Raw genomic sequence first — 25,624 nt, 5'->3', positions numbered from 1 at the left:
GAAAGGGGGATCGGGCGGCTGTCGACGGACAGGAACGCGCGGGCAATTTGTATCAAGGCGGTGGCACCCGAAAAAAGGCGGGAGGGTGTGATCTGGAGCACTTCCTGTTTGGAGCGGGAAGCCAGGGGTAGGAGGACCCCCATTTCGTGGGCCGGACGAGGGCCTGGAGCCGTACCCCGCAGGTGGGGGCGCGGTGTTCCCGCAGGTGGGGGAGCGAGGCGCACGGCACCCTCGGAGACCGCCCCAGGACCCCCGCCGGCCGGCCCGCCACAGCGGGAGGACCCACCGGACCGCGACAGCGCCGCGCGGACAGGAGCGCGGAGAGCCGGGCGCCGGGGACGGCCCCGCGGCGGGCGCGTGCGGCACTGCGGACCCGCGTCGGCGACGCCGGTCACCCGGGCGGCGACCCGGCCGGCCGCGACGGCGCCCCGGCGTGACCCACGGCCCGGACGGCCGGTGTGGTGCACACTGGCCAGATCCGCACCACCCCAGGGAGCACACCGTGATCGCGTCCAACGGTGAAGGACCGTTCGGCCAGGCCCATGTGGACCCGCTCGCCGGGCTGCGCACGCCGCAGGACCCGCCCTGGGACGTCTACCTCACGGGCACCGTCTTCCTGGACATCATCTTCACCGGACTCGACTCGGCCCCCGTGCGCGGCACCGAGTCCTGGGCGCGCGGCATGGGTTCGAGCCCCGGCGGGGTCGCGAACATGGCCACCGCCCTGGCCCGGCTCGGCCTGCGGACCTCCCTGGCCGCCGCGTTCGGGGACGACCACTACGGCGAGTACTGCTGGGACGCCCTGGAACAGGGCGAGGGCATCGACCTGTCCGCCTCCCGGACCGTGCCCGACTGGCACTCCCCGGTCACCGTGTCCATGGCCTACGAGGGCGAACGGACCATGGTCAGCCACGGCCACGAGCCGCCCCCCGAGGAAGCCGCCCCCGACTGCCCGCCCCGCGCGCGGGCCGCCGTCGCCTCCCTCACCCCCGGCGTCCGCGACCCGTGGATCGCCCAGGCCGCGAGCCGCGGCACCCGGATCTTCGCGGACGTCGGCTGGGACGACACCGGCCGCTGGGACCTCGCGGGCCTCGCCGACCTCGCGCACTGCGAGGCGTTCCTGCCGAACGCCGAGGAGGCCATGCGCTACACCGGCGCCGACTGCCCCCGCGCCGCGGCCCACGCGCTGGCCGAACACGTGCCGCTCGCGGTCGTCACCCTCGGCTCCGAGGGCGCGTACGCCGTCGACGGCCGCACCGGGGACAGTGCCGCGGTCCCCGCCATCGCCGTCGAGGCGCTCGACCCCACCGGCGCCGGAGACGTCTTCGTGGCCGGCTTCGTCATGGGCACCCTCGCCGACTGGCCGCTCGCCGACCGTCTCGCCTTCGCCGGCCTCACCGCCGCGCTCTCCGTCCAGGACTTCGGCGGATCCCTGTCCGCGCCCGGCTGGTCGGAGATCGCCGCCTGGTGGCGCCGGGTCCAGTCGGTCGACGACCAGGACCCGACGGCGCTGCGCCGGTACGCCTTCCTGGAGGGGCTGCTGCCCGCGGTGACCCGCCCCTGGCCGCTGCGACGCGCGGTGCCGACGATCGGGTTCGGCCGCTCGGTGTGAGGTCACGACCGCGTGACGTGAGGAAAAGCCCTACGGCTCTGTCAGTGCCGCGACGTACGCTGGGAGACGCAACGCTGCCCGTGTGGCAAGCGTGCCGACCGAGGAGGATACGCAGGCCTACAGAGCCGGCCCATGACTCAGACACCCACAGCTCACGGCCCCGCCCAGGGGCAGGCGCGCGCGCACTTCACCGTCCCGGCCAAGCACCCCATGGTGACCGTTCTGGGGTCCGGCGACTCGCTGCTGCGCGTGATCGAGAAGGCTTTCCCGGCGGCCGACATCCATGTCCGGGGCAATGAGGTCAGTGCGGTCGGCGACGCCGGTGAAGTCGCTCTCGTCCAGCGCCTGTTCGACGAGATGATGCTGGTGCTCCGCACCGGGCAGCCCATGACGGAGGACGCAGTGGAACGCTCGATCGCCATGCTGAGGGCGAGCGAGAACGGGGAGGGCGACGGCCAGGAGACACCGGCCGAAGTGCTCACGCAGAACATCCTGTCCTCGCGAGGCCGCACCATCCGCCCCAAGACGCTCAACCAGAAGCGCTACGTCGACGCCATCGACAAGAACACCATCGTGTTCGGCATCGGCCCCGCCGGTACGGGCAAGACGTACCTCGCCATGGCGAAGGCCGTCCAGGCCCTGCAGTCCAAGCAGGTCAACCGCATCATCCTGACCCGCCCCGCGGTCGAGGCCGGCGAGCGCCTCGGCTTCCTCCCGGGCACGCTCTACGAGAAGATCGACCCGTACCTGCGCCCGCTGTACGACGCGCTGCACGACATGCTCGACCCCGACTCCATCCCGAAGCTGATGGCCTCGGGCACGATCGAGGTGGCACCGCTGGCGTACATGCGCGGAAGAACGCTCAACGACGCCTTCATCATCCTGGACGAGGCCCAGAACACGAGCCCCGAGCAGATGAAGATGTTCCTCACCCGCCTCGGCTTCGAGTCGAAGATCGTGATCACCGGTGACGTGACGCAGGTCGACCTGCCGAGCGGCACCAAGTCGGGTCTGCGGCAGGTCCAGGACATCCTGGAGGGCCTCGACGACGTGCACTTCTCACGGCTCACGTCCCAGGATGTCGTCCGGCACAAGCTGGTCGGCCGTATCGTCGACGCGTACGAGAAGTACGACAGCGAGAACGGCACCGAGAACGGCACCCACAAGGGCCGCGGCAACGCCGGACACAAGGGGAAGTAGACCAGCACGACCATGTCGATCGACGTCAACAACGAATCCGGAACCGAGGTCGACGAGCAGGCGATCCTCGACATCGCCCGCTACGCACTCGCGCGGATGCGCATCCACCCGCTCTCCGAGCTCTCGGTGATCGTCGTGGACACCGACGCCATGGAGCAGCTCCACATCCAGTGGATGGACCTGCCGGGCCCGACGGACGTCATGTCCTTCCCTATGGACGAACTGCGTCCGCCGTCGAAGGACGACGACGAACCGCCGCAGGGCCTGCTCGGCGACATCGTGCTCTGCCCCGAGGTCGCCGAGACGCAGGGCAAGGACGCCGAGACGCAGCACTCCATGGACGAGGAGCTCCAGCTCCTCACCGTCCACGGAGTGCTGCACCTCCTCGGCTACGACCACGAGGAACCCGACGAGAAGGCCGAGATGTTCGGCCTGCAGGCCGCCATCGTGGACGGCTGGCGCGCGGAGAAGGGCATGACGGGTCCCTCTCCGGCCCCGACCGTGTCATGAGCCCACAGCTTGTCATCGGTGCCATCGCCCTCGTCGTCGTCGCCTGGCTCGCCGCCTGCGCGGAGGCCGGGCTCGCCCGCGTCTCCAGCTTCCGCGCCGAGGAGGCCGTCCGCAGCGGCCGGCGCGGCAGCGCCAAACTCGCCCAGATCGCCGCGGATCCGACGCGCTACCTGAACGTCGCGCTCCTCGTCCGCATCACCTGCGAGATGGCGGCCGCCGCGCTCGTCGTCTACGCCTGCCTCAAGGAGTTCGACAAGACCTGGCAGGCCCTCGCCGTCGCGATCGCCGTCATGGTCCTCGTGTCGTACGTCGCGGTCGGCGTCTCGCCGCGCACCATCGGCCGTCAGCACCCGCTGAACACGGCGACGGCCGCCGCGTACGTGCTGCTGCCGCTGGCCCGGGTGATGGGCCCGATCCCCCCGCTGCTGATCCTCATCGGCAACGCGCTCACCCCCGGCAAGGGCTTCCGCCGCGGCCCGTTCGCCTCCGAGGCGGAACTGCGGGCGCTCGTCGACCTCGCCGAGAAGGAGTCCCTCATCGAGGACGAGGAGCGCCGCATGGTGCACTCCGTCTTCGAACTGGGCGACACCCTCGTGCGCGAGGTCATGGTGCCGCGCACGGACCTCGTCGTCATCGAGCGCTACAAGACGATCCGGCAGGCCCTCACCCTGGCCCTGCGCTCCGGCTTCTCGCGCATCCCGGTCACGGGGGAGAACGAGGACGACATCGTCGGGATCGTCTACCTGAAGGACCTCGCCCGCAAGACGCACATCAGCCGGGACGCCGAGTCCGAGCTGGTGGCCACGGCCATGCGGCCCGCCACCTTCGTGCCCGACACGAAGAACGCGGGCGACCTGCTGCGCGAGATGCAGCAGGAGCGCAACCACGTCGCCGTCGTCATCGACGAGTACGGCGGCACGGCCGGCATCGTCACCATCGAGGACATCCTCGAGGAGATCGTCGGCGAGATCACCGACGAGTACGACCGCGAACTGCCGCCCGTCCAGGACCTCGGCGACGACCGCTACCGGGTGACCGCCCGCCTCGACATCGGCGACCTCGGCGAGCTGTACGGCTTCGAGGCGTACGACGACGAGGACGTGGAGACCGTCGGCGGCCTCCTCGCCAAGGCCCTCGGCCGGGTGCCCATCGCCGGCGCCTCCTCGGTCGTCGCACTCCCCGACCGACGCGAACTGCGGCTCACGGCGGAGTCCTCGGCAGGCCGCCGGAACAAGATCGTCACGGTGCTCGTCGAGCCCGTCGGCCCGGACGGTCCCGCGCCGGAGGAGAAGCCGGAGTGACCCCGCGGCAGCTGCGCGCGCTCTGTCTGTCCTTCAACGCGTCGGTCGAGGACTTCCCCTTCAACCCGGAGACCTCGGTGTTCAAGGTGCTGGGCAAGCTCTTCGCCCTGACGAACCTGGACGCGCGCCCGCTCACGGTCAACCTCAAGTGCGACCCGCAGGACGCCCTGCGCCTGCGCGAGCAGCACCCCGAACTGATCCTCCCCGGCTACCACATGAACAAGCGTCACTGGAACACGGTGACGGTGGACGGCGAACTCCCGGACCGTCTGGTCCGGGAGCTCATCGAGGATTCGTACGATCTCGTCGTCGCCGGTCTGCCGCGTGCCGAGCGGCTGCGGCTCGACCGGTCCTGACGACCGGCGGCCCGGGGACGCGCCCCGCGGGGGGTCAGCGGGCCCGGCCCGCGCCGCGTCGCTCGAGCCCGACCGCGACCAGCACCGCCGCCGCGAGGACGATCGCCGCGTCCAGCGTGAGGACCGTGTGGACGCCGGCCAGCAGGTCGTCCGACGTCGTCGCGAGGACACCGAGGAGCGGGATGCCGATCGTGATGCCCACCTGCTGGGTGGACGTCACCAGGCCGGTCGCCAGCCCCTGTTCCTCGTCCGGAACCCCCGAGGTGACGGTCAGCCCGTACGAGATGATCGCGCCCAGGTGGCACATGCTCGCCAGCGACACCGCGGCGGTGGCGATCCACACGGACCAGCTGTGCGTGCCGAGCAGCAGCAGCCCCGCCACGAACAGGCCCTGCCCGGCGAGCGATCCGACCAGCGTGCGGCGAGCACCCACCCGGCCGATGACCTTCGGCGCGTACATCCCGGCGACGGCAGACAGGACACCCTGCGCCCCGAACACCAAACCCGTCTCGAACGCCGACAGGCCGAGCGTCTCCTGGAGGTACAGGGTCAGCACGAACACGACCGTCGACATCATCGAGAAGGTGACCAGACCGCCCAGGTTGCCCCACGCCACCGTGCGGCGGCGCAGCATCGGCAGGCTGACCAGCGGGTCGGCGGCGCGGGACTCGATCCGGACGAAGGCGCCCAGCAGCAGCACACCGGTGACGAGCGAGACGATCACGTCGGCGCCGCCGAAGCCGTTCTCCGCGGCCGTGGACAGGGCGTAGATCAGGGCCAGCAGTCCGCCCGTGACGGCGACCGCGCCCGGCACGTCCAGGCGGGGACGCTCAGGGGTCCGGGACTCGGGCAGCAGGCCCGGCGCCAGCGGCAGCACGATCAGCGCGAACAGCGACAGCAGGCCCATCGTCGAACGCCAGCCGAGGACGTCGGTCAGGACACCGCCCGCCACCATCCCGACGGTGAAGCCGAGCGACAGGACCGTGCCCGAGACGCCGAGCGCCCGGTCACGCGCCGGGCCCTCCGCGAACGTCGTGGTCAGCAGCGACATGCCGGTCGGCACGATCGCCGCGGCGCCGAGCCCCTGGAGCGCCCGCCCGGCCAGGAAGGACGCCGGGTCCCAGGCGAAGGTCGCGAGCAGCGAGGCCGCCCCGAACAGGGCGAGGCCGGAGAGGAAGAGCCTGCGGCGGCCGTACAGGTCGCCCATGCGGCCGAAGAGGAGCAGGAAGCCGCCGGACGGCAGGGCGAACGCGGTGACCGCCCACTGCAGCGCGGACCGGCTCATGCCGAGGTCGCCGCCGAGCACGGGCAGCGCCACGTTCAGGACGGAGAAGTCCAGCGCGACCATGAACTGCGCGGCGCACAGCACGAACAGGACGAGCTTGTCGCGCCGCGACAGCCGTTCGGCCCGGGGTGGTCGGTGCACCCGGGCGGGGGCGGCCGGGGTCCCGCGGTCCTCGGCGGTGTCCGGCACGCGGCCGGCCGAGGGGGAGTCGGTGGTGGTGTCGCCGGTGGTCTGTGTCGTCGTCTCGATGGGCATGGCAAGAGCATCCGGCGGCCGGAACATCCGTGGGGAGCCGCAACTTATGCTGGTGGTCGCACCACCAGTCACCGAAGGGGACCGGTACGTGCACCGGAGGGGGAGGCAGACGTGACGGAGGACGTCCTCAGGACCCATCGGCGCAGGGAACTGCGCGAGTTCCTGATGAGCCGCAGGGCGCGGGTGTCACCCGCCGAGGCCGGGCTCCCGGACGGCGGCGCGCGCCGCCGCACACCGGGGCTGCGCCGTGAGGAGGTCGCCGTCCTCGCGGGCGTGGGCGCCTCCTGGTACCAGTGGCTGGAGCAGGGGCGGGACATCTCCGTGTCGCCGCAGGTCCTCGACGCGGTCGCCCGGGTGCTGCGGCTCAGCAACACCGAGCGGCGCCATCTGTACACGCTGGCCGGACTCAACCCGCCGGCGCCCGAAGTCGCCCCCGGGGACCGCGACATGTGCGACGGGCTGCGCCGGCTGATCGACACGTGGATGCCGTATCCGGCGCACATCATGGACCCGTACTACAACTGCGTGATGTACAACGACGCCGCCTCGGTGGTCCTCGGCATGCGTCCGGAGAACACCCAGAACTGCATCGTCGACTTCTTCACCGACCCGCTCTACCGGGGCCGTTCACGCACCTGGGAGCGGAACGCGCGGACCGTCGTCGCCCAGTTCCGTGCCTCCTGCGCCGCCGCGCCGGACGACGAGGGCTTCCACGAGGTGCTGGCCCAACTGACCGATGTGGGCGAGGAGTTCGCGCGACTGTGGGAGGAGCGGGACATCGAGGACGCCGGTCAGATCCGCAAGGAGCTCGACCATCCGCTGGTGGGGCTGCTCGCCGTCGAGTCGACCGCGATGAAGGTGCCGGTCCGTCCCGACCTCACCATCGTGCTGCACACCCCGCTGCCGGAGGCGAACACGGCGGCGAAGCTGGAGTGGCTGGCGTCGCCGGAGGGACGGCGGGGGTCGATGTACCCGGTGGCCGGGTGACCGGCGCCCCGCGGTGACCTGCCGCGTCCGCCGACCCGTCGGCGGGGGTCGGCTCCCGCACTTCGTATGCTCTGGTCATGACCGACAGCAACGCGCTCGACCCCGAGGACCGCAAGATCGTCACCCTGGCCCGCTCCGCGCGGGCCCGTAACGGCGTGCCCGAGGGGGCGGCCGTCCGGGACGAGACCGGGCGGACGTACGTCGCCGGGACCGTGGACCTGCCCTCGCTGCGGCTGAGCGCCCTGCGGACGGCCGTCGCGATGGCCGTGGCGTCCGGGGCGAAGTCGCTGGAGGCGGCGGCCGTGGTCTCCGCGGCGGAGGCCCTCGCCGACACGGACCGTGCGGCCGTGTCCGACCTCGGCGGCCCCGGGACCCCGGTGCTGCTGGCCGGGCTCGACGGCGCCGTCCGTCTGACGGTCACCGCGGGCTGAGCCCGGTTCCCCGCCGGCCGCCGCGCCGGACCCGGGGGCCCCGCAGGGGACTTCGCCGACCGCTCAGAAGCCGAGCTTGCGGAGCTGGCGGGGGTCCCGCTGCCAGTCCTTGGCGACCTTCACGTGCAGGTCGAGGAAGACCGGCGTGCCGAGGAGCGCCTCGATCTGCTTGCGGGACTTGATGCCGACGTCCTTCAGCCGCTTGCCCTTCGGGCCGATGATGATGCCCTTCTGGCTGGGCCGCTCGATGTAGACGAAGGCGTGGATGTCGAGCAGCGGCCTGTCGGCGGGCCGGTCCTCGCGCGGCAGCATCTCCTCGACCACGACCGCGATGGAGTGCGGCAGTTCGTCACGCACACCCTCCAGGGCCGCCTCGCGGATCAGCTCCGCGATCATGACCTGCTCGGGCTCGTCCGTCAGGTCGCCCTCGGGGTAGAGCGCGGGTCCCTCCGGCAGCAGCGGGACGATCAGGTCGGCCAGCAGACCCACCTGCTGGTCGGCGACCGCCGACACGGGCACGATCTCCGCCCATTCGAATCCCAGCTCACGCCCGAGCTGGTCGATCGCGATGAGCTGCTCGGCGAGCGTCTTGCTGTCGACGAGGTCGGTCTTCGTGACGATCGCGATCTTCGGCGTCTTCTTGATCGACGCGAGTTCCTTCGCGATGAAACGGTCACCCGGGCCGAGCTTCTCGTTCGCGGGCAGGCAGAAGCCGATCACGTCGACCTCGGCCCACGTCGTGCGGACGATGTCGTTGAGCCGCTCGCCCAGCAGGGTGCGGGGTTTGTGCAGGCCAGGGGTGTCGACGAGGATCAGCTGCGCCTCGGGCCGGTGCACGATGCCGCGCACCGTGTGCCGGGTGGTCTGCGGCTGGTCCGCGGTGATCGCCACCTTCTGGCCGACCAGAGCGTTCGTGAGGGTGGACTTGCCCGCGTTGGGGCGGCCCACGAAGCAGGCGAAGCCGGCGCGGTGGGGTCCCGCGGCCTCGGGGGCGTGCGAGGTGCCCCCGTCCTCGGACGGCTCGGATGACTGGTTGCGAACGCTCATGGCGCCCATTGTCCCTGATCGTCGGGGGCCCGCTGTACCAAGCTGTTCGAGTCGCCGGAACCGGGTCCCCGGCCACCTGGGTGAAGACCCGCGGAGATCTTACGGAGCGGGGCGGGAACGCCTACGATCACCGGGGTCCCGGGCGACGGCACCCCGGTTCCGCCGCCCCTCCCCGCCGCCTGTCCCACCCGCCGCGCAGAAGGTCGAGCCCGGGCATGAAGCTCATCACCGCGATCGTCAAGCCCTACCGGCTCGACGAGGTCAAGACCGCACTCCAGGAGATCGGCGTGCACGGCCTGACCGTCACCGAGGCCAGCGGATACGGGCGCCAGCGCGGCCACACCGAGGTGTACCGCGGCGCGGAGTACCGGGTCGACCTCGTTCCCAAGGTGCGGATCGAGGTCGTCGTCGAGGACGCGGAGGCCGACGCGGTCGTCGACGCGGTGGTCAAGGCCGCGCGGACCGGCAAGATCGGGGACGGCAAGGTGTGGATCGTCCCGGTGGAGACGGTGGTGCGGGTCCGGACGGACGAACGCGGACCCGACGCCCTCTGAGCGCCGAAGGACGGCGGCCGCCGCGCCGGTCGGGCCGGTCACGCCGGTCCGGCCGCCGCCGTCATGTTCTGCAGGCCCACCACGCGCAGCAGTTGCAGGCGCTCGTGGGACTCGCTGCCGGGGCGTGCCGTGTGGACGACGAGGAGCTGGTTGTCGCCGGAGCTGAGCAGGAACTCGCAGTCGAGCTCCATGACGCCGACGGTCGGATGGACGAACCTCTTCGTCGCCGCGCGCCGCACCGCGACCTCGTGCGACTCCCACAGCGCGGCGAACTCCCGGCTCGCGGCGAGGAGTTCGGCCACCAGCGCGGCCGGCGCCGGATCGTGCGGGCGGGCCGCGGTGACCGCGCGCAGGTTGGCGACGTGGGAGCGGGCGTGCTCGGGACGGTCCTCGGCGGGGAAGAGGACCTGGGAGCGCGGGTCGGCGAAGAACCGCCGGACGACGTTGCGCCCCGGCTCCGCCTCCCCGGTCAGCGCGGCCGAGAGGGCGTTCTGCGCGAGGACGTCGCCGTAGTCGGTCATGACCATCGCGGGCGCGTCGTGCAGCCGGTCGAGGATCAGCAGCAGCCCGGGGCGGACGTGCGTCGACGCGCTGCCGGCCCGTGGCGGCTCCTCGCCCACCAGGTGGAAGAGATGGTCGCGCTCGTCCGCTGAGAGCCGCAGTGCCCGCGCCAGCGCGCCCAGCATCTGGCGGGAGGGGCGCGGACCGCGTGACTGTTCGAGGCGGGTGTAGTAGTCCACCGACATGCCCGCCAGTGCCGCCACCTCCTCGCGGCGCAGGCCCGGTGTGCGGCGCCGGGCTCCAGCCGTCAGCCCCACGTCGGCGGGGTCCAGACGGGCGCGGCCGCGGCGCAGGAAGTCGGCGAGTTCGGCTCGGTTCACCCCTCCAGCGTGACCCGGATCGCCGGACTTATCCAGGCACTGCCGATCCCTGGATCAGGAGGTCTCTCCCGTCCGGCCCGGCAGCGGGGGACGGTGGAGGCCGACGAGAGGAGCACAACATGCTGACACTGGTGACCGGAACGACCGGCGAGGTCGGACGCCGCTTCGTCCCCCGCCTCCTGCGGCAGGCGCCCGCGGGGGACCGGGTCCGCGTCCTGGTCCGCGACGAGGCCCGCGCGGCGGACCTCGCCGGCCTCGGTGCCGAGATCGCCGTCGGCGACCTGCGCGACACCGAAAACCTCGGCAAGGCCCTGGCGGGCGTCGACGCGGTGGTGAACATCGCGGCCGCCTTCCGGGGGGTACCGGACGAGGAGGCCCGGGCGGTCAACCGGGACGCCGCCCTGGAGCTGGGCCGCGCCGCCGCGGCCTCGGGCGTCCGACGGTTCGTGCAGGTCAGCACGAACCTGGTGTACGGGAAGGGCCGTGGCCGTCCGCTGACCGAGGACGACGAGAGCGTGCCCGGCGGCGAGATGTGGGGCACCTACCCGGCGTCCAAGGCGGAGGCGGAGCGCGGTCTGCTCGCGCTGGAGGGCGGCATGGACGTCCGGATCGGGCGCCTCGCGTTCGTCTACGGGGAGGGCGACCCGCACCTCGCCGCGTCGATGCGGTGGGCCGGGAACTGGGCCGCCGGGCAACGGCTGCAGATGGTCCACCACGCGGACGTCGCGCAGGGCCTGCGGCGCATCCTGTACGCCCCCGGCGCGGCGGGCCGGATCTACAACATCGCCGACGACGCCCCCGTCACCGCCGTCGACCTGCACCGGATCAACGGCGTCGAGGTGCCGCCCGCCCTGTACGAGCGGACCGACCCCGACCCCTGGAACGGTGTCGTCTCCACCGACCGCATCCGCCACGACCTGGGCTTCCGCCCGATCCACCCCACCGTGTGGAGCGCCCGCGACGCCGGCGCCCTGTGACCGGGCGCGTCCGGTGCCGGGCGGTCGCGGGCGGCGGATCGGGCGCGGTCCTCGCTCAGTCCGTCGGTTCGGCGATCAGCGCCGTCGCCACGCGCGCGAAGCCGAGGCGGGCGTAGACCCGGGCCACGTCGTCGTCGCCCGCCGAGAGGACACCGTGTCGACACCCCTCGTGCCGGCGTCGGCGACGAGCGCGGCGGTCACGGCGAGGGCGAGTCCGCGGCGGCGGGCGGCGGGCAGGGTCCCCACCCCCGCGACCTCGGTGACGCGCCCGACCGGCAGCTGCATCCCGGAGCAGAGGACGGCGCCGTCCTCGACCGCGGCGGCCAGGACGGTGCGGCCGGCACGGACGCGTTCCGCCGCTGCGGGCAGCTCACCGGCCCGTTCGCCGACCACGGTGGCCAGTTCCCCGGGACCAGGGGTGCCGACGGCCGTGGCGGAGTGGCGAAGGACGCGTGCGGGACGGCCAACGCGGCGGCCAGGAAGGGGTCTTCGGCGTCGAGGACCCGGACGAGGGGGTGCGGCTCGGCAGGGGCGGCGTCGGCGCCGTCCAGGACCATCAGGGGGTGAGCGTTCGGCACCCGAATACGGGCCCGCCGGACCCCGTTCGGCCGGAACCGGCCCCCGGCCCGCCCCCTCCCTCGACGCGTTCAGCCCGTCCAGCCCGTTTTCAGTCGACCCCCTTGACGCGCCCCACCAGCACCGCCCCCGCGAGTCCGATCACCGCCGCGACCGCGTACAGCATCCGGTAGCCGCCCAGATACGTCACGATCGGCGCCGCCAGGACGGGCGCGGCGACCTGGGGGAGGGCGTTGGCGATGTTGATGACACCGAGGTCCTTGCCGCGGTCGAGGGCCGTCGGCAGGACGTCCGTCATCAGGGCGAAGTCCACGGAGGTGAACACGCCGAAGCCGACGCCGAGGACGGACGCCGCGACGATCGCGCCGGGCCAGGTCTGCCACCCCGCCAGCGCCGCGGTGGCCACCGCCATCAGGACGCCGGACCAGACCACGAACGGTTTGCGGCGGCCCACCCGGTCCGACCACGCTCCGCCGACCACGACGGTGGCGAGCAGCGTGACGCCGTTCACCGCGGTGAGGATGAGGACGCCCTGCTCGGGGTCGTCGTGGTGCAGCCGGTCGCGCAGGTAGTAGAGCAGGTACAGCAGCACGAGGGCGTTGCTGAGGTTGATGAGGAAGCGGGTCAGCCACGCCCACGCCAGGTCGGGGTGGGCGCGCGGGCTCAGCCGGAAGGAGCCGAGGAAGGCCCGCCAGGACCAGAGGGGCCGGGCCGCCGCCGGAAGCCGCAGATCCTCGTACCGCAGCACGTACGGCAGGACGCCCACCAGCGTGAACACCGCACAGGCCGCGTAGCCGCCCCCGGTGCCTCCCGCCGCCGTCGCCAGTGCCGTCCCGCCGACCACGCCGAGGATCTGCGCGGCGCCCAGCCAGCCGCCCACCGAGCCCCGCTGGAACCGGGGCACCCGGTCCGGGACGGCGGCGGTGACCGCGGCGAACGCGGCGTTCAGCGTCAGCTGGACCAGGCACCAGCCCGCCGCCGCCGTCCACGGACCGTCCGCGCGCCCCAGGAGCAGCAGGGACAGTGCGCCGCCCGCCGCTCCGGCCACGATCCACGGTGTGCGGCGGCCCCGCCGCGACGTCGTCCGGTCGGAGAGCGCGCCGAACAACGGGTTGGCGATCAGCGAGACGACCGCGCCGGCCCCCGTGATCCAGGCCAGCAGCGACTCCTTGGACATGCCGGTGCCGGGCGCGAAGTCCTCCGCCTGCGCGGCGAGAAGGATCTGCAGGGGCCCGTACCAGCCCACCCAGATCGCCCCGTTGGCGAGTGAGAGCGCCGACGTCCAGCCCCGGCCCACCCGTTCGACGGGCTCGGCGAGCGCCCCGACGGGCACGGCCGGTCCGGTCGCGGTCATCTCCGTGTCCGCAGCGCGTCCCGCAGCCACCGGTAGGAGGCCTTGGGTGTCCGCTCCAGGGTGTCGAAGTCGACGTGGACGAGACCGAAGCGGCGCGCGTACCCCTCCGCCCACTCGAAGTTGTCCAGAAGCGACCAGACGAAGTAGCCGCGCACGTCGACGCCCTGCTCCGACGCCCGGTGCAGCGCGCGGACATGGCCGTCCAGGAAGGTGATCCGTTCCTGGTCGTCGATGCCGTCGTAGGAGCAGCCGTTCTCGGTGATGACGACGGGCGGCAGCCTGTCCCCGTAGCGCTCGCGGAAGCCCGTGAGCAGTTCGGTGAGCGCCTCGGGCACCACCGGCCAGCCGAAGTCGGTCACCGGGTACCCCTCCAACTCGTGCACGGTGAAGGGGAGTTCGGCGGGCAGGCGGAACCCGCCGAACCCGATCTCGGTTCCCTCGGGGGCGCCCACGCGCGTCGGCTGGTAGTAGTTGATCCCGTACCAGTCCAGGGGCTCCCCGATGACCTTCAGGTCCGCCTCGACGTCGCCGGGCATCAACGCCTCGATGCCTTCGGGATAGCGGCCGAGCAGGACCGGGTCGGCGAACAGGCGGTTGAGCAGCAGGTCGTAGAAGTCGGCCGCCGCCACGTCCTCGGCGCGGGAGGAGGCGGCCCAGGTCGGGCCGTGCGAGTTGGCGATGCCGATGTCGCCCGCGCCGGCCGCGCGCAGCGCCCGGACGGCGAGACCGTGGGCGAGGAGCTGGTGGTGCGCCACCGGCAGCGCGTCGAACAGGAGCCGTCCGCCCGGGGCGTGCGCGCCGAGCGCGTGGCCCAGCAGGGTGTGTTCGGCGGGCTCGTTGAGGGTGATCCACTTCGTGACGCGGTCACCGAGGCGTTCGGCGACGGTTCCGGCGTACGCGGCGAACCGCTCGGCGGTGTCCCGGTCCAGCCAGTCGAGCTCCACCGGCAGGTCCCAATGGAAGAGGGTGGGAACGGGCCGGACGCCCGCCGCGCAGAGGGCGTCGACGAGACGGTCGTAGAAGTCGAGACCGCCGGGGGAGTTCACCCGGGGCCAGGAGACCGAGAAGCGGTACGCGTCCACGCCCAGCTCGGCGAGCAGCTCCACGTCCTCGGGATAGCGGTGGTAGTGGTCGCAGGCCACCGCCGCCGTGGAGCCGTCCTTGACGTGGCCGGGCTCGGCGGTGAACGCGTCCCACACGGACGGGGCGCGTTCACCGGCGGCCCCCTCGATCTGGTGGGCCGAGGTGGACACGCCCCAGAGGAAGCCGGGCGGGAACTGCGGGAGGGGGTTCGTCGCCATGCGCGCGATCATCCGTACCCCGGGTAACGGAAGTCAACGGTGCTGCGCCGACAGGAAGTTGACGCTCCCGGCCCGGATCCCGCCCGTCGTGCCGCCCGCTAGGCGCCCTCCTTGAGCACCCGGGAGATCAGCTCGCGCTGGTCCTCCGTGAGGCTCGGGTCGGCCGCGTGGACCGTCGTGCCGTCCACCGTGATCCGGTAGCTGAAGCCGTCCGGGACGCCCGGCGGGGGAGCGCCCCGGCCGGCGGCGACCGTCCGCTCGGCCAGGACGTGCCAGTCGGCCGCGTCGGGCCGTCCCGCGGTGTCCACCTCCGCACGGCGCTCGATGCCCGCGAACCCGCCCGTGCGCCTCACCTGAATACGCATGGGTCCTGTCTAGCCGAGTCGGACGCCCGCGGCCACGGCCCCGGCGCGGAACGGCACCCTCTACGTGGCCGGAACTCCCACCTGCTCCCAGGCCTTGGCGACCGCCTGGAACTCCTCCCCGTCGCTGTACCGGGAGCGCGCCGCGGCCAGCGTGAGCCGCGCGAAGTCCGAGAACAGGGCCTGCTGCGGCAGCTCCCCACCGGTCAGGACGTCGTACCAGATCTGCCCGGCCCGCTCCCATGCGTGCCCGCCGAGCGCCTCGGCGACGAGGTAGAAGGCGTGGTTGGGGATGCCGGAGTTGATGTGGACGCCGCCGTTGTCACGGCCGGTGCGGACATAGCCGTCCATCGTCCCGGGCTGCGGGTCCTTGCCGAGCACGTCGTCGTCGTACGCGGTGCCCGGCTCCTTCATGGAGCGCAGGGCGGAGCCGGTGACGCGCGGGGCGAGGAGCCCGGCGCCGATCAGCCAGTCGGCCTCGGCGGCGCTCTGGCCGAGCGTGTACTGCTTGATCAGCGAACCGAACACGTCCGACATGGACTCGTTCAGTGCGCCCGGCTGGCCGAAGTAGGTGAGGTTCGCCGTGTACTGGGTGACCCCGTGGGTCAGCTCGTGTCCGATGACGTCGACCGGGAGGGTGAAGTCGAGGAAGATCTCGCCGTCCCCGTCGCCGAACACCATCTGCTCGCCGTTCCAGAAGGCGTTGTTGTAGCCGTTGTCGAAGTGCACGGTGGCGTCGAGCGGCAGGCCGTCGCCGTTGATCGAGGAGCGCTGGTACGCGTTCAGGTAGAGCTCGAAGGTGGCGCCGAGGCCGGCGTACGCGCGGTTGACGGTGGCGTCCTTGCCGGGCTCCTCGCCCTCGCCGCGGACCCGGGTGCCCGGGAGGTCCTGCCCGTGGCGGGCGTCGTAGATCGTGCGGTGCGGCTGCCCGGCCGTCGCGTCCGGCGGGGCGGCGACGGAGGGCGCGCCGAGGACGGTGGTCAGCCGCCGGTGGGTGCGCTCGTACGCGTCACGCTCCAGGGTCTGGCGGGCGGGACCGGCGAGCGCGGGGTCCTCGCTGCTCGCGAGCCGGTCGAGGACGTGGGGCGGCACGATGGTGCAGAAGACGGGCTCGAAGCCCCCGTTGGTGGTCATGCCCGGCACCCTTGCACTGAGTTATGCCAGTGTCACTACCTGCAACCATGATTGGTGAAATGCGGCGAAAGGGAGCCGGACCGTCCGCTCCGAAGTGGTATGACGCACGTTTTGTCCTCTTCGCCGCCCGTGATCCCGCATACTGATACGGCCCTCCGCGGCAGGCGTGACTCGGCTAGGCTGCGCAGCATCATGCGTTTCGGGCTGCTTCTCCTTAGCTGCCGCGGCGAGGGCCTGTAGTCGAGGTCGACCCCCTCCCCGCGGAGTCTGGTGTTGCGCCGTCGGCCGTCCTTTCGGACATCCTGAGGAGCCCACGCATCATGGCGAACAGCCACAGCAGCGAGCAGACCCGTGCCAACCGCCAGCGTCCCACGTCGATGCCGGTCCACAAGTACGGCCGGTACGACCAGGTCGACATCCCGGACCGCGACTGGCCGAACAACCGGATCACCGTCGCCCCCCGCTGGCTCTCCACCGACCTGCGGGACGGCAACCAGGCCCTCATCGACCCCATGTCGCCCGCGCGCAAGCGTGAGATGTTCGACCTGCTGGTGAAGATGGGCTACAAGGAGATCGAGGTCGGCTTCCCGGCGTCGGGCCAGACCGACTTCGACTTCGTCCGCTCGATCATCGAGGACGAGACCGCTATCCCCGACGACGTGACGATCTCCGTACTGACCCAGGCCCGCGAGGACCTGATCGAGCGGACCGTCGAGTCGCTGAAGGGCGCCCGGCGCGCCAACGTCCACCTGTACAACGCGACGGCCCCCGTCTTCCGCCGCGTCGTCTTCCGCGGCTCCAAGGACGACATCAAGCAGATCGCCGTCGACGGCACCCGCCTGGTCGTCGAGTACGCGGAGAAGCTGCTGGGCCCCGAGACCGAGTTCGGCTACCAGTACAGCCCCGAGATCTTCACCGACACCGAGCTGGACTTCGCCCTGGAGGTCTGCGAGGCGGTCATGGACGTCTGGCAGCCCGGCCCGGGCCGCGAGATCATCCTCAACCTGCCCGCCACCGTGGAGCGTTCGACGCCCTCCACGCACGCGGACCGCTTCGAGTGGATGGGCCGCAACCTGTCCCGCCGCGAGCACGTCTGTCTGTCGATCCACCCCCACAACGACCGCGGCACCGCCGTCGCCGCCGCCGAACTGGCGCTGATGGCCGGCGCCGACCGCGTCGAGGGCTGCCTGTTCGGCCAGGGCGAGCGCACCGGCAACGTCGACCTGGTCACCCTGGGCATGAACCTGTTCTCGCAGGGCGTCGACCCGCAGATCGACTTCTCCGACATCGACGAGATCCGCCGTACGTGGGAGTACTGCAACCAGATGGACGTCCACGCCCGTCACCCGTACGTCGGCGACCTCGTCTACACCTCCTTCTCCGGCTCCCACCAGGACGCCATCAAGAAGGGCTTCGACGCCATGGAGGCCGAGGCGGCCGCCAAGGGCGTCACCGTCGACGACATCGAGTGGGCCGTCCCGTACCTGCCCATCGACCCCAAGGACGTCGGCCGCTCCTACGAAGCCGTCATCCGCGTCAACTCGCAGTCCGGCAAGGGCGGTATCGCGTACGTCCTGAAGAACGACCACAAGCTGGACCTGCCGCGCCGGATGCAGATCGAGTTCTCCAAGATCATCCAGCAGAAGACGGACGCCGAGGGCGGCGAGGTCACCCCGAAGGACATCTGGGCGACCTTCCAGGACGAGTACCTGCCCAACCCCGCGAACCCGTGGGGCCGCGTCCAGGTCAGGACCGGCCAGTCCACGACGGACAAGGACGGCGTGGACGCCCTCACCGTCGAGGCCACCGTCGACGGCGCGGACACCGTCCTGAGCGGCACCGGCAACGGCCCGATCTCCGCGTTCTTCGACGCCCTGCAGTCCATCGGCATCGACGTACGTCTGCTGGACTACCAGGAGCACACGATGAGCGAGGGAGCCTCCGCGCAGGCCGCTTCGTACATCGAATGCGCGATCGGCGACAAGGTTCTGTGGGGAATCGGCATCGACGCGAATACGACACGTGCCTCGCTGAAGGCCGTCGTCTCCGCCGTCAACCGCGCCGCCCGCTGACCCGTTCCACCTGCGTCTTTCCGGCCCCGTCCGCCTTCCGAGGCGGGCGGGGCCGCGGTCGTGTACCGGCCAAACCGGGCCGGGGTCACGGACGGGTCTCGTCCGGGGTACTGACGGCGCCTCGGCAATGTGGCTAACATCACGCCAGCGCGGCGATGTTGCCGTGGCGTTACGGAGGTGTGCGACGTGCTGCCAGGATGGGGACGAAACGGTCGCTCGGTTCAGGTTCCCCGCATCCTGGGCACCCGTACGGCGTGGAGCACCGTCGGCGACGGCGAGTTCTTCTGCCCCGGCTGCGGGGGCGACCGCAACTACCAGCGGCTCACCGGGCGCCGCCGCTTCACCCTCCTCGGCCTCCCCGTGCTGCCGCGCGGCGAGACCGGGCCCGTCGTCGAGTGCGCCGCCTGCCACCGCCACTACGGCGCGGACGTCCTCGACCACCCCACCACCACCCGCTTCTCCGCGATGCTCCGCGACGCCGTCCACACCGTCGCCCTCGCCGTCCTCGCCGCGGGCGGCAACTGCGCCCGTACGTCCCTGGAGACCGCCGCGTCCGCCGTGCGCTCGGCCGGCTTCGACGACTGCACCGAGGACCAGCTCGGCGCCCTCGTCGAGGCGCTCGCCGCCGACACCGGCCGCCTCTTCGGCGAGCCCTGCGGAGCGAGCCTGGCCATAGAGCTCCACGAGGCACTGGACCCGCTGGCCCCGCACCTCGCCCCCACCGGCCGCGAGGCGATCCTCCTCCAGGGCGCCCGTATCGCCCTCGCCGACGGCCCCTACACCCCCGCCGAGCGGGACGTCCTCGCCACCGTCGGCGCGGCCCTCACGATCTGCTCGGACGACGTCACCCGCCTCCTGGCGACGGCCCGCACCCCCTCCTGAATCCCCTCCGGGGTGTCACCGCCCCGCCGCCCGTCCCGGCTCCCCGCCCGGTGTCCGCGCGCATCCGCCACGACATCGGAGTGAACCGACACCCCGTCAGTGCGTCGCCGCCTCAAGGGTATTGATGTGTCACCCGACGCCCACTAGCTTCTCCCAGGACATCCCACGTCCCATGTCCGACGTGGTCCGCGCAGTCCGCGTAGTCCAGGGAGTGCCATGACCGTCACGACCCGTATGGCCGCGTTCGCCAGTGCCGCAGGACTCCTCACCGCCCTCGCCGCCACCGCCTCCGCCACGCCCCTGCACGGCCGGGACTGCACCTCCTCCGTGCCGTACACCGCGGGCCGGAGCGGCTACGACACCTACCGCATCCCCGCGACCGTCACGACCCGCGCGGGCACCCTGCTGGCCTTCGCGGAGGGCCGGCACAGCGGCGCCGGCGACACCGGCAACATCGACGTCGTCCTCAGACGCTCCTCCGACAGAGGCTGCACCTGGGGCCCCCTCCAGGTCGTCGCCTCCGGCGACGGCGACACCCGCGGCAACCCCGCCCCCGTCGTCGACCCCCGCAGCGGCCACGTCGTCCTGCTCACCTCCTACAACAGCGGCGCCGTGAGCGAGGCACAGATCATGCGCGGCGAGGTCACCGCGGAGCAGAGCCGCCGCGTCTTCGTCCAGAGCAGCCGCGACGACGGCCGTCACTTCACCGCTCCGCGCGACATCACCACCGACACCAAACTGCCCGGCTGGCGCTGGTACGCCACCGGTCCCGGCCACGCCGTCGCCCTGCGCCACGGTCCGCACGCCGGACGCCTCGTCGTACCCGCCAACCACTCCGCCGCCCCGCCCGCCGGCTCCACCGACACCGGCCAGGAGGCCAGGTACTACGGCGCCCACGCCCTGTACAGCGACGACGGCGGACTCACCTGGCGACTCGGCTTCGTCGACGACTCCTACGACGGGAGGGACAACTCCAACGAGAGCGCGGCCGCCGAACTCCCCGACGGGCGGCTCTACTTCAGCGCCCGCGACCAGAACGGCACGAGCCCCGGAAACCGCCTCGACACCTACTCCAGTGACGGCGGCGAGACCCTCGACCGCCCCTACGCCGTCCAGCCCACCCTGAACGACGTCCCCGTCGTCCAGGGCAGCGTCCTGCAGCTCACCGGCGGCCCCACCGCACCGCTCCTGTTCGCCGGCCCGTCCGTCCCCACCGCCCGCCGCTCCATGGCCCTGTGGCGCAGCACGACCGCGGGCACCACCTTCACCCGGGCGGCCACCCTGTCCGCGGACCCGGCCGCCTACTCCGACCTCGTCCAGCTCGGCCCGTCCCGCGTCGGGATCCTCTACGAGACCGGCGTCACCGGCCCCTACGAGACCATCACCTTCCGGCGCCTGCCCGTGAACGGCCTGCCCGGATAACGCGAACGCGGACCACGCGAACCCGGGCCACGCGAACCCGGGCCACGCGAACCCGGGCGGCGTGAGTCCGGGCGGCGCGGGCCGGGCGGCGCCGCCCGGCCCCCTACAACAGCCCGGCCCCCGCCAGGTACTTGCCCACCCGCTCGACCTCCGCCTCCGACAACGGCACCTGGGGCTCCGCCGTCGCCGCACAGGCGATGACGCCCCGCAGGAACAGCGCCGCCTTGAACGCGCCGAGCGCCGACGAACTCCCGCCCATCCGGGCGGGATCGCCCACGTCCACCATCCCGAACAGCTCGCACAGCCGCTCCTGCTCCGCCCGCGCCCCCTCGACGTCGCCCGCCGCGCACAGGTCGTACAGCCGCACGTAGCCCGCCGGGTCGACGTTGGCCAGCCCCGGCACCACGCCGTGCGCGCCGAGGGCGAGCGCCGCGTCGACGACGACCTCGGAACCGGTGAGAGCGGTGAACCCGCCGACACCGGGCAGATCACGGGCCCCGGTGACGACCGAGCGGAAGGAACCGAGGTCACCGCTGGAGTCCTTGAGACCGGCGAGGACACCCTCCGCGGCGAGACCGAGGACCAGCTCCGGGTGCAGCTTGGTGTGCACGGAGGCGGGCAGGTCGTACGCGAAGACCGGCAGCCCCGCGCCGGCCGCGACGAGCCGGAAGTGCCGGGCGATCTCGGCGGGATGGGTGCGCGTGTAGAACGGGGCCGTCACCACGACCGCGTCCGCGCCCGCGGCCCGCGCGGCCCGCGCGTGGTCGAGGACGCGCGGCGTCGTCATGTCGATCGCACCGGCCAGCACGGGCAGCCGCCCCGCCACGTGCCCGGCCGCCGTCTCCACCACCAGCCTGCGCTGCGCGTCCGTCAGATAGGCCACCTCCGACGTCGAACCCAGCACGAACAGACCGTGCACCCCGGCGTCCATCAGATGGTCGATCAGCCGGACGAGCGACGGGACGTCCACCTCGCGGTCCGGTGTCAAAGGAGTGCAGACGGGCGGTACGACACCGGTCAGCGGGGCGGGAAAGGTCATGAAGGCTCCCTGATGTGCTGCTGGAACATGGCGTCGGCCATGGCGGTGGCCGAGGCGGCGGACTCGGCCTGCGCGACCAGGGCGCGTGTCGACCGGCCCTCCTCCACAGGATGGTGACACCGGAAGCGGTGCCCCGGCGCCGACGCGGCCGTGAACTCCGGCATCCGCTCCGCGCACTCCTCGTCCGCCTTCCAGCACCGGGTGCGGAACGGGCAGCCGCTCGGCGGGTGCGTCGCCGACGGGACGGGCCCGGTCAGCGGAATCGGATCGATCGGATCCAGCAGACCCGGCGTGGCCGAGAACAGCGCACGCGTGTACGGGTGCCGGGACCGGCCGGTGACCTCCCCCGCCGGCGACTCCTCCACGACCCGCCCCAGATACATCGTGATCACCCGGTCGCTCATCCGCCGCACCGTCTGGATGTCGTGCGACACGAACACCAGCGCCAGACCGAGGCGTTCCTTCAGATCGAGGAGCAGGTTGAGGATCTGCGCCCGCACCGACACGTCCAGCGCGCTCGTCGGCTCGTCCGCCACCACCAGACCGGGATCCAGCGCCAGGGCACGCGCGATCGCCACCCGCTGGCGCTGCCCGCCCGACAACTGGCCCGGCAACGCGTCCGCGAGGGCCCGCGGCAGACCGACGAGAGACATCAACTCCCGCACCCGGTCCTCCCGTTCGGCCGGTGTGCCGCGCCGGTGCACGTCCAGCGGGTCACGCAGGATCCGCCGCACGGGCAGCCGCCGGTTCAGGGCCGTCGACGGATCCTGGAAGATCATGCCCGTGCTCGCGCCGACCGCCGTGCGCCGCGCGTCCGGCTTCAGCGACCACAGATCGGCGCCGTGGAACGTCACCGTGCCCGACGTCGGCCGCTGCACCCCCACCAGCACCTTCGCCAGCGTCGACTTCCCGCACCCCGACTCGCCGACCACCCCGACCGTCTCGCCGGGCGCGACCGAGAGGTCGACGCCCGTCAGCGCGTACACCCGGTCCCGGGTGAACACCCCGCCGCTGCGTGCCCGGTGCACCACGTGCGCGTCCGTGAGCCGCACCAGCGGCTCCGCCCCGAAACTCGCCCTCTCCGTCACCGGCCCGCTCATCCGAGAGCCCCCGGCGCCTGCTGCGCAGCGTTCACTTCACGGCCTCGCTCTCCGTGCTCACCAGGTCGACGGCAGGACGGTGGCAGGCCGCCGTGTGCGTGGGCGTGCCCACCAGGTCCGGCGCGGTCGACCGGCACACCTCGCTCGCCAGCGGACACCGGTCGGCGAACCGGCAGCCGGCCGGGAAGTCGGCGGGGGAGGGGACCACCCCCTTGATCTGCGTCATCCGCTCCGCCGCCGACTCCAGCGACAGGACACTGCCCAGCAGCCCCCGCGTGTAGTGGTGGGCCGGTGACTCCACCAGGTCCGCCGTCACCCCCGTCTCGACGATCTGCCCGCCGTACATCACCACCACCCGGTCGGTGACCGCGGAGACCAGCGCCAGATCGTGCGACACGAGGACCAGGGCGAAGTCCAGCTCCGCCCGCAGGCGCAGCAGCAGCTCCATGACCTGAGCCTGCACCGTCACGTCCAGCGCCGTCGTCGGCTCGTCGGCGACGATGAGACGCGGTTCGCGGGACAGGGCCATCGCGATCAGCACCCGCTGGCGCTGCCCGCCCGACAGCTCGTGCGGATAGCTGCGCAGGGTCCGTTCGGCGTCCAGACCGACCAGCCCCAGCAGTTCGGCGGCGGTGCGCCTGCCACCGCGCCGTATCACCTGCTTCAGCTGCGCCCTGATCGTCATCGCCGGGTTCAGTGACGACAGCGCGTCCTGGTAGACCATCGCCATCTCGTGGCCCAGCAGCCGGCGCCGCACCCGCATCGGCTCGCCCACCAACTGCCGTCCCTCGAACCGGACCCGGCCGCGGACCCGGGCACCCTTCGGCTCCAGGCCCATCACCGTCAGCGCGGTCAGCGACTTCCCGCACCCCGACTCGCCGACCAGGCCCAGCACTTCACCGGGATACACCTCGAAGCTGATCCCGTCGACGATGTCCACCCCGCCGTGCCGGTCGTCGAACCCGATCGCCAGGTCCTCGACGGCGAGGACCGGGTGCGCGGCGTCGGGCCGGGGGCGGGCCCGGGACCGCAGCCGCGCGGCCGCCTCGGCGAGCCCGGGCAGTTCGAGGACGGTGCCGCTGCCCGGTTCCGGGGCCTGAAGCCGGTCCTCGGCGGGCGGCACCGACACCTCCCGGGCCGCGGGCGCCGCCCACGCGTCGGAGACCCCCTCGGAGAGGATGTTCAGACACAGCACGGTGAGCAGCATCAGCAGCCCGGGGAAGACCGTCGCCCACCAGCCGCCGGTCAGCACCATGTTCTTGCCGTCGGCGATGACGCTGCCCCAGGACGGGTCCGGGGGCCGCACGCCCGCGCCGATGAACGACAGCGACGCCTCGAACACGATCGCCTCGGCGACCTGCACGGTGCAGAACACCAGCACCGGCGCCGCACAGTTCACGGCCACGTGCCGCAGCACGATGTGCGGGGTACGGGCGCCGATCACCTGCTCGGCCGTCACGTAGTCCTCCCCGTACTGGTCGAGGACGTTCGCGCGGACGACCCGCGCGACCGGCGGGGTGAACAGGAACGCGATCGCGCAGATCAGCACGGTGATGCCGCCGCCGAACACGGCGACCAGCACGGCGGCCAACGCGATGCCGGGGAACGCCATCACCACGTCCAGGCAGCGCATCAGCGTCTCGTCGACCCCCTTGCGGGACGTCGCCGCGAACGCACCGAGCAGCGATCCCACCACGAGGGCGAGCGCGGTGGCACCGAGACCGATCGCCAGCGACCAGCGCGCCCCGTACATCAGCCGGCTCAGGATGTCCCGGCCGAGACTGTCCTGCCCCATCCAGTGGCCCGCGGACGGATGCCCCGTACCGTCCACCGGCGGCAGCTGGTCGAGCGGGTCGTGGGGGGCGATCAGCGGCGCGAACAACGCCACCAGCACGACCACGGCCAGGAAACACACCGCGATCCGCGACAGCGGCGGCAGCCGGCGCCAGCCGCGCAGCCGGACGCCGGGCCGGGCGAGGACCCCCGCCAGTTCCTTCCGCGTGAACATCAGGACGCTTCCCTCAGTCGGGGGTTGACCAGCAGGTACAGGAGGTCGATGACGAGGTTCACCACCACGAAGCCGGTGGCCGTGGTCAGGACGACGCCCTGCACGACCGCCGGGTCGCCGTTCTGCACGGCGTCGATCATCAGCTTGCCCATCCCGGGCAGCGAGAAGATCGTCTCGATGACGACCGCGCCGCCCAGCAGATAGCCCACGCGCAGGCCCAGCACGGTCAGCGGGTTCATCAGCGCGTTGCGCAGCACGTTGCGGCCGACGACCACCCGGGGCGGCAGCCCGCTGCCGATCGCGGTGCGCACGTAGTCCTTGTCGAGCTCCTCCACCACGGACGTCCGCACGATCCGGGTGAGCTGCGCGGCGACCGGCAGGGACAGCGCGAGCGCGGGCAGCGCCATCGTCCTCAGCCAGGCGGTGAGCGAGTCGGCCGGGTTGATGTAGCCGCCGGTCGGGAACCAGCCCCGGTCGACGGCGAGGTACTGGATCATCAGCAGCGCCAGCCAGAAGCCCGGCGCGGCGACCCCGGTCAGCGACACGACGCGGATGACCTGGTCCGGCAGCCGGTCCCGGTAGATCGCGGCGGTGACCCCACCGAGCAGCGCCAGCACCACCGCGATGCCGAGGCCCAGGAACGTCAGCTGGAGGGTGAGCGGCAGCGCGGTGGTGACCTGCTCGACGACCGGTGCCCGGGTCAGCGCGCTGGTGCCCAGGTCGCCGTGGAGGAGGTCCCCGACGAAGTGGGCGTAGCGCACGGGCAGCGGGTCGAGCAGGCCGTTCTGCTCCCGGAAGTCGTGCAGCTGTCCGGGGGTGGGGTTGGCGCCCTGGAAGAACGCGGACGCCGGGTCGACGTCCGAGAACCGCATGACCAGGAACACGAACAGGACGATCCCGAGCATCAGCGGCACGAGCAGCGCGACGCGGCGCAGCAGGATCCTGACGATGACGACCACGTACCGACTCTCCCGTCGC

General features: G+C 72.3%; 24 protein-coding genes. 12 read left to right on the top strand and 12 right to left on the bottom strand.

What is annotated here, in order from left to right:
* Positions 1–502 precede the first annotated feature (502 nt).
* From ACIRQH_RS25010 to ACIRQH_RS24990, 5 genes are all read left to right on the top strand, one after another.
* Complete coding sequence (locus tag ACIRQH_RS25010) at positions 503–1,612, top strand: PfkB family carbohydrate kinase (RefSeq protein WP_358820771.1); 1,110 nt, start codon at positions 503–505, stop codon at positions 1,610–1,612.
* A 132-nt stretch (positions 1,613–1,744) separates the two neighbouring features.
* Positions 1,745–2,812 (top strand): PhoH family protein, encoded by a 1,068-nt coding sequence (locus tag ACIRQH_RS25005; RefSeq protein WP_358820770.1) that lies wholly within the window; start codon positions 1,745–1,747, stop codon positions 2,810–2,812.
* Positions 2,813–2,824: 12 nt separating this feature from the next.
* Positions 2,825–3,322, top strand: a complete 498-nt coding sequence (ybeY, locus tag ACIRQH_RS25000) for an rRNA maturation RNase YbeY (RefSeq protein ID WP_355863532.1) — start codon at positions 2,825–2,827, stop codon at positions 3,320–3,322.
* Positions 3,319–4,623 (top strand): hemolysin family protein, encoded by a 1,305-nt coding sequence (locus ACIRQH_RS24995; protein WP_358820769.1) that lies wholly within the window; start codon positions 3,319–3,321, stop codon positions 4,621–4,623. Before ybeY ends, ACIRQH_RS24995 begins: the two co-directional genes overlap by 4 nt.
* Positions 4,620–4,979 carry an MmcQ/YjbR family DNA-binding protein gene (locus ACIRQH_RS24990; protein ID WP_404227022.1) on the top strand — a complete coding sequence of 120 codons (360 nt, stop codon included), beginning with the start codon at positions 4,620–4,622 and terminating at the stop codon, positions 4,977–4,979. The genes ACIRQH_RS24995 and ACIRQH_RS24990 overlap by 4 nt, the downstream gene beginning before the upstream one ends.
* Positions 4,980–5,013: 34 nt before the next feature.
* Here the strand turns inward: ACIRQH_RS24990 and ACIRQH_RS24985 are convergent, their stop codons facing one another.
* Complete coding sequence (locus tag ACIRQH_RS24985) at positions 5,014–6,519, bottom strand: MFS transporter (RefSeq protein WP_388929973.1); 1,506 nt, start codon at positions 6,517–6,519, stop codon at positions 5,014–5,016.
* Between the two features lie 165 nt (positions 6,520–6,684).
* On the opposite strand from ACIRQH_RS24985, the gene ACIRQH_RS24980 reads away from it, so the two are divergent.
* Together ACIRQH_RS24980 and ACIRQH_RS24975 are read left to right on the top strand one after the other, a co-directional pair.
* Positions 6,685–7,506, top strand: a complete 822-nt coding sequence (locus ACIRQH_RS24980) for a helix-turn-helix transcriptional regulator (protein WP_388865126.1) — start codon at positions 6,685–6,687, stop codon at positions 7,504–7,506.
* A 77-nt stretch (positions 7,507–7,583) separates the two neighbouring features.
* Positions 7,584–7,937: a cytidine deaminase gene (locus ACIRQH_RS24975; protein WP_358820766.1), complete on the top strand. Its 354-nt coding sequence runs from the start codon at positions 7,584–7,586 to the stop codon at positions 7,935–7,937.
* A gap of 63 nt (positions 7,938–8,000) precedes the next feature.
* Here the strand turns inward: ACIRQH_RS24975 and era are convergent, their stop codons facing one another.
* Positions 8,001–8,993, bottom strand: coding sequence for a GTPase Era (gene era / locus ACIRQH_RS24970; RefSeq protein ID WP_358820765.1), 993 nt, complete (start codon positions 8,991–8,993; stop codon positions 8,001–8,003).
* Positions 8,994–9,199: 206 nt separating this feature from the next.
* Between era and ACIRQH_RS24965 the strand changes: the two genes are divergently transcribed.
* Complete coding sequence (locus ACIRQH_RS24965; RefSeq protein WP_358820764.1) at positions 9,200–9,538, top strand: P-II family nitrogen regulator; 339 nt, start codon at positions 9,200–9,202, stop codon at positions 9,536–9,538.
* A 38-nt stretch (positions 9,539–9,576) separates the two neighbouring features.
* On the opposite strand, the gene ACIRQH_RS24960 is transcribed toward ACIRQH_RS24965, so the two are convergent.
* Complete coding sequence (locus tag ACIRQH_RS24960) at positions 9,577–10,419, bottom strand: helix-turn-helix transcriptional regulator (protein ID WP_388864627.1); 843 nt, start codon at positions 10,417–10,419, stop codon at positions 9,577–9,579.
* Positions 10,420–10,538: 119 nt separating this feature from the next.
* Between ACIRQH_RS24960 and ACIRQH_RS24955 the strand changes: the two genes are divergently transcribed.
* Positions 10,539–11,396 (top strand): NAD-dependent epimerase/dehydratase family protein, encoded by an 858-nt coding sequence (locus ACIRQH_RS24955; RefSeq protein ID WP_388864629.1) that lies wholly within the window; start codon positions 10,539–10,541, stop codon positions 11,394–11,396.
* 75 nt (positions 11,397–11,471) lie between these two features.
* Here the strand turns inward: ACIRQH_RS24955 and ACIRQH_RS24950 are convergent, their stop codons facing one another.
* The 5 genes from ACIRQH_RS24950 to ACIRQH_RS24930 all read right to left on the bottom strand — a co-directional run bounded on the left by ACIRQH_RS24950 (position 11,472) and on the right by ACIRQH_RS24930 (position 16,123).
* Positions 11,472–11,789, bottom strand: a complete 318-nt coding sequence (locus ACIRQH_RS24950; protein WP_404227021.1) for a hypothetical protein — start codon at positions 11,787–11,789, stop codon at positions 11,472–11,474.
* Between the two features lie 274 nt (positions 11,790–12,063).
* On the bottom strand, positions 12,064–13,326 hold the full coding sequence (locus ACIRQH_RS24945) for an MFS transporter (protein ID WP_388864633.1): 1,263 nt from the start codon (positions 13,324–13,326) through the stop codon (positions 12,064–12,066).
* Positions 13,323–14,639 (bottom strand): GH1 family beta-glucosidase, encoded by a 1,317-nt coding sequence (locus ACIRQH_RS24940; RefSeq protein WP_404227020.1) that lies wholly within the window; start codon positions 14,637–14,639, stop codon positions 13,323–13,325. Before ACIRQH_RS24940 ends, ACIRQH_RS24945 begins: the two co-directional genes overlap by 4 nt.
* 86 nt (positions 14,640–14,725) lie before the next feature.
* Complete coding sequence (locus ACIRQH_RS24935) at positions 14,726–14,992, bottom strand: protealysin inhibitor emfourin (protein WP_404227019.1); 267 nt, start codon at positions 14,990–14,992, stop codon at positions 14,726–14,728.
* Between the two features lie 60 nt (positions 14,993–15,052).
* Positions 15,053–16,123, bottom strand: a complete 1,071-nt coding sequence (locus ACIRQH_RS24930) for a M4 family metallopeptidase (RefSeq protein WP_358820758.1) — start codon at positions 16,121–16,123, stop codon at positions 15,053–15,055.
* Positions 16,124–16,443: 320 nt separating this feature from the next.
* Between ACIRQH_RS24930 and leuA the strand changes: the two genes are divergently transcribed.
* From leuA to ACIRQH_RS24915, 3 genes are all read left to right on the top strand, one after another.
* Positions 16,444–18,195 carry a 2-isopropylmalate synthase gene (gene leuA, locus ACIRQH_RS24925; protein WP_358820757.1) on the top strand — a complete coding sequence of 584 codons (1,752 nt, stop codon included), beginning with the start codon at positions 16,444–16,446 and terminating at the stop codon, positions 18,193–18,195.
* A 186-nt stretch (positions 18,196–18,381) separates the two neighbouring features.
* A complete protein-coding gene (locus ACIRQH_RS24920) occupies positions 18,382–19,077 on the top strand; it encodes a TerB family tellurite resistance protein (protein WP_358820756.1) in 696 nt (231 codons plus the stop codon).
* 216 nt (positions 19,078–19,293) lie between these two features.
* Positions 19,294–20,499 carry an exo-alpha-sialidase gene (locus ACIRQH_RS24915; RefSeq protein WP_404227018.1) on the top strand — a complete coding sequence of 402 codons (1,206 nt, stop codon included), beginning with the start codon at positions 19,294–19,296 and terminating at the stop codon, positions 20,497–20,499.
* Positions 20,500–20,602: 103 nt separating this feature from the next.
* On the opposite strand, the gene ACIRQH_RS24910 is transcribed toward ACIRQH_RS24915, so the two are convergent.
* The 4 genes from ACIRQH_RS24910 to ACIRQH_RS24895 are packed head-to-tail and all read right to left on the bottom strand — an operon-like array spanning position 20,603 to position 25,605.
* On the bottom strand, positions 20,603–21,538 hold the full coding sequence (locus ACIRQH_RS24910; protein ID WP_388864642.1) for a dihydrodipicolinate synthase family protein: 936 nt from the start codon (positions 21,536–21,538) through the stop codon (positions 20,603–20,605).
* Positions 21,535–22,626, bottom strand: a complete 1,092-nt coding sequence (locus tag ACIRQH_RS24905) for an oligopeptide/dipeptide ABC transporter ATP-binding protein (protein ID WP_404227017.1) — start codon at positions 22,624–22,626, stop codon at positions 21,535–21,537. Before ACIRQH_RS24905 ends, ACIRQH_RS24910 begins: the two co-directional genes overlap by 4 nt.
* A gap of 43 nt (positions 22,627–22,669) precedes the next feature.
* Positions 22,670–24,646, bottom strand: coding sequence for a dipeptide/oligopeptide/nickel ABC transporter permease/ATP-binding protein (locus ACIRQH_RS24900; RefSeq protein ID WP_358818952.1), 1,977 nt, complete (start codon positions 24,644–24,646; stop codon positions 22,670–22,672).
* The gene (locus ACIRQH_RS24895) at positions 24,646–25,605 is read right to left on the bottom strand and encodes an ABC transporter permease (protein ID WP_404227016.1); all 960 of its coding nucleotides are present in this window, start codon (positions 25,603–25,605) and stop codon (positions 24,646–24,648) included. Before ACIRQH_RS24895 ends, ACIRQH_RS24900 begins: the two co-directional genes overlap by 1 nt.
* Between the last annotated feature and the right edge of the window lie 19 nt (positions 25,606–25,624).

This window comes from Streptomyces sp. NPDC102279, from assembly GCF_044766365.1.
Taxonomy (GTDB): domain Bacteria; phylum Actinomycetota; class Actinomycetes; order Streptomycetales; family Streptomycetaceae; genus Streptomyces.
Note: the sequence above shows the minus strand (reverse complement) of the source record. Positions and strands in the feature narration are given on the sequence as shown.

Coding starts and splice junctions, on each gene's coding strand:
- ACIRQH_RS25005 (WP_358820770.1), top strand. CDS start 1,745: ATGACTCAGACACCCACAGCTCACGGCCCCGCCCAGGGGCAGGCGCGC.
- ybeY (WP_355863532.1), top strand. CDS start 2,825: ATGTCGATCGACGTCAACAACGAATCCGGAACCGAGGTCGACGAGCAG.
- ACIRQH_RS24995 (WP_358820769.1), top strand. CDS start 3,319: ATGAGCCCACAGCTTGTCATCGGTGCCATCGCCCTCGTCGTCGTCGCC.
- ACIRQH_RS24985 (WP_388929973.1), bottom strand. CDS start 6,519: ATGCCCATCGAGACGACGACACAGACCACCGGCGACACCACCACCGAC.
- ACIRQH_RS24980 (WP_388865126.1), top strand. CDS start 6,685: ATGAGCCGCAGGGCGCGGGTGTCACCCGCCGAGGCCGGGCTCCCGGAC.
- ACIRQH_RS24975 (WP_358820766.1), top strand. CDS start 7,584: ATGACCGACAGCAACGCGCTCGACCCCGAGGACCGCAAGATCGTCACC.
- era (WP_358820765.1), bottom strand. CDS start 8,993: ATGGGCGCCATGAGCGTTCGCAACCAGTCATCCGAGCCGTCCGAGGAC.
- ACIRQH_RS24965 (WP_358820764.1), top strand. CDS start 9,200: ATGAAGCTCATCACCGCGATCGTCAAGCCCTACCGGCTCGACGAGGTC.
- ACIRQH_RS24955 (WP_388864629.1), top strand. CDS start 10,539: ATGCTGACACTGGTGACCGGAACGACCGGCGAGGTCGGACGCCGCTTC.
- ACIRQH_RS24945 (WP_388864633.1), bottom strand. CDS start 13,326: ATGACCGCGACCGGACCGGCCGTGCCCGTCGGGGCGCTCGCCGAGCCC.
- ACIRQH_RS24940 (WP_404227020.1), bottom strand. CDS start 14,639: ATGATCGCGCGCATGGCGACGAACCCCCTCCCGCAGTTCCCGCCCGGC.
- ACIRQH_RS24935 (WP_404227019.1), bottom strand. CDS start 14,992: ATGCGTATTCAGGTGAGGCGCACGGGCGGGTTCGCGGGCATCGAGCGC.
- ACIRQH_RS24930 (WP_358820758.1), bottom strand. CDS start 16,123: ATGACCACCAACGGGGGCTTCGAGCCCGTCTTCTGCACCATCGTGCCG.
- leuA (WP_358820757.1), top strand. CDS start 16,444: ATGGCGAACAGCCACAGCAGCGAGCAGACCCGTGCCAACCGCCAGCGT.
- ACIRQH_RS24915 (WP_404227018.1), top strand. CDS start 19,294: ATGACCGTCACGACCCGTATGGCCGCGTTCGCCAGTGCCGCAGGACTC.
- ACIRQH_RS24910 (WP_388864642.1), bottom strand. CDS start 21,538: ATGACCTTTCCCGCCCCGCTGACCGGTGTCGTACCGCCCGTCTGCACT.
- ACIRQH_RS24900 (WP_358818952.1), bottom strand. CDS start 24,646: ATGTTCACGCGGAAGGAACTGGCGGGGGTCCTCGCCCGGCCCGGCGTC.